We start from the raw sequence: 5266 nt of genomic DNA, 5'->3' as shown, positions 1-5266 counted from the left end.
ATTGTGTTTAGAATGGCTCTTTTTCGCCCCACCCATTGAGAATAAACGGACGTTTCATGCTGGCTACCATCGTCAAAAAAGTCTTCGGGACCAAGAATGACCGCGAGCTCAAGCGGATCAGCCGTCTGGTGGCCGGGGTCAACACCCATGGCGACGCCATGGCGGAATTGGATGACGGCGCGCTGCAGGCCAAGACCGCCGAGTTGAAGGCCGCGCTCGCCGACGGCAAGACCCTTGACGAGATACTGCCGGAAGCGTTCGCGGTGGTCCGCGAGGCGGCCACCCGGGTGATGGGCATGCGCCACTTCGACGTCCAGTTGATGGGCGGCATCGCGCTGCACGAAGGGCGCATCGCGGAAATGCGCACCGGTGAGGGTAAAACCCTGACCGCCACCCTGGCGGCCTACCTGAACGCCCTGGCCGGCAAGGGCGTGCACGTTGTCACGGTCAACGACTACCTGGCCGCGCGGGACGCCAACTGGATGCGCCCGCTGTACGAATTCCTGGGCCTGAGCGTGGGCGTGATCTACTCCCAGCAGCCGCAGCCGGAAAAGCGCGAGGCCTACGCCTGCGACATCACCTACGGCACCAACAACGAATACGGTTTCGACTACCTGCGCGACAACATGGCGTTCCGCCTGGAAGACCGTGTCCAGCGCGGCCTGTTCTACGCCATCGTCGACGAAGTGGACTCGATCCTCATCGATGAGGCGCGCACGCCGCTGATCATCTCCGGCCCGGCGGCGGACTCCTCCGAGCTGTACCGTCAGATGAACACCCTGATTCCCAAGCTGCAGCCGCAGCGTGAGGAAGAGGGCGAGGACGGCCAGAAAGCGGAAGGCCACTACTACATCGATGAAAAGCAGCGCCAGGTGGAGCTCACCGAGGACGGCCACCAGCTGATCGAGTCCCTGCTGGTGGAAAACAACCTGCTGGAAGCCGGCGAGAGCCTCTACGCCGCCCACAACCTGACGCTGCTGCACCACGTGCACGCGGCGCTCAAGGCCCACGCCCTGTTCCACAAGGACCGCCAGTACGTGGTGCAGAACGATCAGATCGTGATCGTCGACGAGCACACCGGGCGCACCATGCCGGGCCGCCGCTGGTCCGAGGGCATCCACCAGGCGGTGGAAGCGAAGGAGGGCGTGCGCATCCAGCAGGAAAACCAGACCCTGGCGTCCACCACCTTCCAGAACTACTTCCGCCTCTACGAGAAGCTGGCCGGCATGACCGGCACCGCCGACACCGAGGCGATGGAATTCCGCCAGATCTACGGCATGGACGTGGTGGTGGTGCCCACCAACCGGCCGATGGTGCGTAAAGACGCCAACGATCTGGTCTACCTGACCCTGCAGGAAAAATTCGACGCCATCGTCGAGGAAGTGCGCGACTGCGTGGAGCGCGGCGCGCCGGTGCTGGTGGGCACCGCCACCATCGAGGCCTCCGAATACCTGGCCCAGCGGCTCACCAAGGAAAAGATCAAGCACCAGGTGCTCAACGCCAAGCAGCACCAGCGCGAGGCGCAGGTGATCGCCCAGGCCGGCCGCCCGGGCACCGTGACCATCGCCACCAACATGGCCGGTCGCGGTACCGACATCGTGCTGGGCGGTAACGCCGAGGAAGAGATCAAGCACATGGACGAGCCTTCCGAGGAGAAGGCCGAGAAGATCCGCGCCGAGTGGGAAGCCAACCACAACACCGTGCTGGAAGCCGGCGGCCTGCACATCATCGGCACCGAGCGCCACGAATCCCGCCGGATCGACAACCAGCTGCGCGGCCGCGCCGGCCGCCAGGGCGACCCGGGCTACACCCGCTTCTTCCTGTCCATGGAAGACGACCTGATGCGCATCTTCGCCTCCGACCGGGTGCGCAACATGATGCGCTCCCTGGGTCTCAAGGACGGCGAAGCCATCGAGCACCGCTGGGTGACGCGCGCCATTGAGAACGCCCAGCGCAAGGTGGAAACCCGCAACTTCGACATCCGCAAGAACCTGCTGGAATACGACAACGTGGCCAACGACCAGCGCCGCGTGGTGTACAGCCAGCGTGAGCAGATTCTCGAAGCCGAGAGCCTGGCGTCCTCGGTGGAGAGCATCCGCCGCGACGTGATTCCCGAGATGGTGCACAGCTACATGCCGCCGGGTTCCGTGGAGGACCAGTGGGACGTGGAAGGGCTGGAGAAAAGCCTGCAGGCGGAATACAGCAGCGATATTCCGGTGCGCCAGTGGCTGGACGAAGACAACGGCCTGCACATCGAGGGCGTCACCGAGCGCATCATCGAGCAGCTGGAAGCGGACTACGCCCGCAAGGAAGAGGAGATCGGCACCGAGACCCTGCGTCCGATCGAGAAGCACCTGATGCTGCAGATCCTCGACCGCCACTGGAAAGAACACCTGGCCAACATGGACCACCTGCGCCAGGGCATTCATCTGCGCGGCTACGCCCAGAAGAACCCCAAGCAGGAATACAAGAAAGAAGCCTTCGAGCTGTTCCAGACCATGCTCAACCAGATCCAGCATGAGCTGGTGCGCGTGCTGCACAACTTCGAAGTGCGCCGCGAGGACGAAGTGGAGCGCCTGGAAGCCCAGCGCCAGGAAGAGGCCCGCGTGCAGGCCGAGAAAATGAAGGCCGAGCAGGAAGAGGTGGCCGCGCCCACCGCCCAGGGCGACGGCACCGGCCAGACCCAGGGACCGCCGGAGAAGCCGCGCACCGTGGTGCGCGAAGGCCGCAAAGTGGGCCGCAACGAACCCTGCCCGTGCGGTTCCGGCAAGAAATACAAGCAGTGCCACGGAAAGCTGGACTAACCATGACACAGACCGAATGGTTCCCGGTGGCCGGCGTTAAACTCGCCGCCATCGCAGCGGGCATCAAGAAGCCCAACAAAAAGGATTTGGTGGTCATCGAGCTGGCCGAGGGCAGCCGCGCCGCCGGCGTGTTCACCACCAACCGCTTCCAGGCGGCACCGGTGCAGGTGGCGCGCCGCAACCTGGCCGAGAAAGCGCCCCGCTACCTGATGATCAACACCGGCTACGCCAACGCCGGCACCGGCGACAAGGGCCACGCCTACTGCGAGGAAACCTGTCTGCTGCTGTCCGAGCTGGCGCACTGCGCGCCCTCGGAAGTGCTGCCGTTCTCCACCGGCGTGATCGGGCAGACCTTCCCCATGGAACCGTTCGAGGAAGGCCTGCCGCTGGCCCTGGACGACCTCAGCGAACACCACTGGGGCCGCGCCGCCGAAGGCATCATGACCACCGACACGGTGCCCAAGGTGGCCAGCCGGCGCATCGAGCTGGACGGCGACACCATCACCATCACCGGCATCGCCAAGGGCGCCGGCATGATCAAGCCCAACATGGCCACCATGCTCGGCTTCATCGCCACCGACGCCAAGATTGCCCAGCCGCTGCTGGATCAGTGGGTGAAAAGCCTGGCGGACCGCTCCTTCAACCGCATCACCGTGGACGGCGACACCTCCACCAACGACGCCTGCATGCTGATCGCCAGCGGCCAGGTGGGCGCCGAGATCAACGACCGCGCCGACCGCAACGCGGAGCTGCTCTACCAGGCCCTGGAAACCGTGTTCGTGGAGCTGGCCCAAGCGCTGATCCGCGACGCCGAAGGCGCCACCAAGTTCGTCTCCATCGAAGTGTCCGGCGCGCGCAGCGACCGGGACGCGCAGATCGTCGCCGAGACCATCGGCCACTCACCGCTGGTCAAAACCGCGCTGTTCGCCTCCGACCCGAACTGGGGGCGCATCCTCGCCGCCGTGGGCCGCGCGCCCATCGAAAGCCTGGACGTGGACAAGGTGGCGGTGTGGCTCAGCGAAGTGGAGCTGGTGCGCGAAGGCGGCGTCGCCGACAGCTACACCGAAGAGCAGGGCGCCGCGGTGATGGCCCGCCCGGAAATCACCATCCGCGTCGACCTGGGCGCCGGCGACGGCACCGGCCAGGTGTGGACCTGCGATTTCAGCTACGACTACGTCAAGATCAACGCCGAATACCGCACCTGAAGGAGCAGGTTGTGGGGGCGGGCCCGCTCCCAAGAGACACACCCCGACACCGAGCCTATGTCTGAATCTCTCCCCGAAATAACCGTCGTCGCCGCCATCATCCGTGATCGGCGAGATCGCCTCTGCCTCAGCCGTCGCCCGGAGCATAAACACCAGGGCGGCCTTTGGGAGTTTCCCGGCGGCAAAGTGGAGGAGGGCGAGCCCCTGGAGCGGGCCCTGGCCAGGGAGTTGGACGAAGAACTGGGCATGAAAGCGGTACGCTCCCAGCCCTTTATGACCGTGCGCCACCGCTACCCGGACCTGCGCGTGACGCTACATTTCCGCGAAGTAACCGCTTACACCGGCGAACCCCACGGCCGCGAAGGCCAGCCGGTGGAGTGGGTGCCGCTGCAGGATCTTTCCAGCCGCCAGTTCCCCGCCGCCAACCAGCCGGTGGTCACCGCCCTCAAACTGCCCCGGCAGCTGGTGATTCCCCCGGAAGGGCTCCATTACCAGGACGTGCTCGCCGGCATCGACCGGCTCGACCCCGACAGCCAGGGCCTCTACCTGCGGCAATGGTCGCAAAGCGACGCACTCCCCGAGCTCGCCGCCCGCTGCCGCGAGCGCGGCGTCCGCTTCTGGATCCGCGACGACGCCCACCTCGCCACCCGCGAACACGCCTTCGGCCTCCACCTGACGGCTAAATCTTGTGGGAGCGGTGCCCAAAACTACCCGGGCATCCTCTCAGCCTCTTGCCACAACGAAGCCGAAATCGCCCAAGCGGTAGAGTGGGGCGCGCAAATGGCCACCCTCTCCCCGGTCCACGCCACCCCCACGCACCCGGACGCCCAACCCCTCGGCTGGGACCGCTTCCGCGCCCTGGTGGAAGGCAAACCGCTGGTGTTCTACGCCCTCGGCGGCGTCACCCCCCAGGACCTGGACACAGCGCTCCACAACGGCGCCTTTGGGCTCGCTGGCATTCGCGCCTTTTGGTAGGCAGCCTGTTTGTGGGAGCGGCCTTGTGGGAGCGGGCCCAGCCCGCGAAAGGCCGGCAAAGCCGGCCGGCAGGATCCCAGAGCCCTATCCGATACCCTCAGCTCAGGTTATCGAAATCGTCCATCGGATCGGTGGGCTCGCCGGGAATCGCGTGGCGCTCCGACGCCCAGTCGCCCAGGTCGATCAGCTTGCAGCGCTCCGAGCAGAACGGCCGCCAGGGGTTATCGTCCCAGCGTGAGGGTTTCCGGCATTGCGGGCAGGGGTAAATACGGGTGGGCTGTT

4 protein-coding genes are annotated in these 5266 nt (G+C 65.7%); 3 read left to right on the top strand and 1 reads right to left on the bottom strand.

The window, feature by feature from the left end; genetic code table 11:
* Positions 1 to 56 precede the first annotated feature (56 nt).
* The 3 genes from secA to ACEQZD_RS13190 are packed head-to-tail and all read left to right on the top strand — an operon-like array spanning position 57 to position 4984.
* Positions 57 to 2804 (top strand): preprotein translocase subunit SecA, encoded by a 2748-nt coding sequence (gene secA / locus ACEQZD_RS13200; RefSeq protein WP_370186043.1) that lies wholly within the window; start codon positions 57 to 59, stop codon positions 2802 to 2804.
* A gap of 2 nt (positions 2805 to 2806) precedes the next feature.
* The gene (gene argJ, locus ACEQZD_RS13195; RefSeq protein WP_370186042.1) at positions 2807 to 4009 is read left to right on the top strand and encodes a bifunctional glutamate N-acetyltransferase/amino-acid acetyltransferase ArgJ; all 1203 of its coding nucleotides are present in this window, start codon (positions 2807 to 2809) and stop codon (positions 4007 to 4009) included.
* 57 nt (positions 4010 to 4066) lie between these two features.
* Positions 4067 to 4984 carry a Nudix family hydrolase gene (locus ACEQZD_RS13190; protein ID WP_370186040.1) on the top strand — a complete coding sequence of 306 codons (918 nt, stop codon included), beginning with the start codon at positions 4067 to 4069 and terminating at the stop codon, positions 4982 to 4984.
* Between the two features lie 97 nt (positions 4985 to 5081).
* Here the strand turns inward: ACEQZD_RS13190 and ACEQZD_RS13185 are convergent.
* Positions 5082 to 5266: DNA gyrase inhibitor YacG (locus ACEQZD_RS13185; RefSeq protein ID WP_370186039.1), on the bottom strand; the 185-nt coding region annotated here is incomplete at its 5' end.

It is taken from the genome of Alloalcanivorax sp. (genome assembly GCF_964221125.1).
GTDB classification, from domain to species: domain Bacteria; phylum Pseudomonadota; class Gammaproteobacteria; order Pseudomonadales; family Alcanivoracaceae; genus Alloalcanivorax; species Alloalcanivorax venustensis.
Note: the sequence above shows the minus strand (reverse complement) of the source record. Positions and strands in the feature narration are given on the sequence as shown.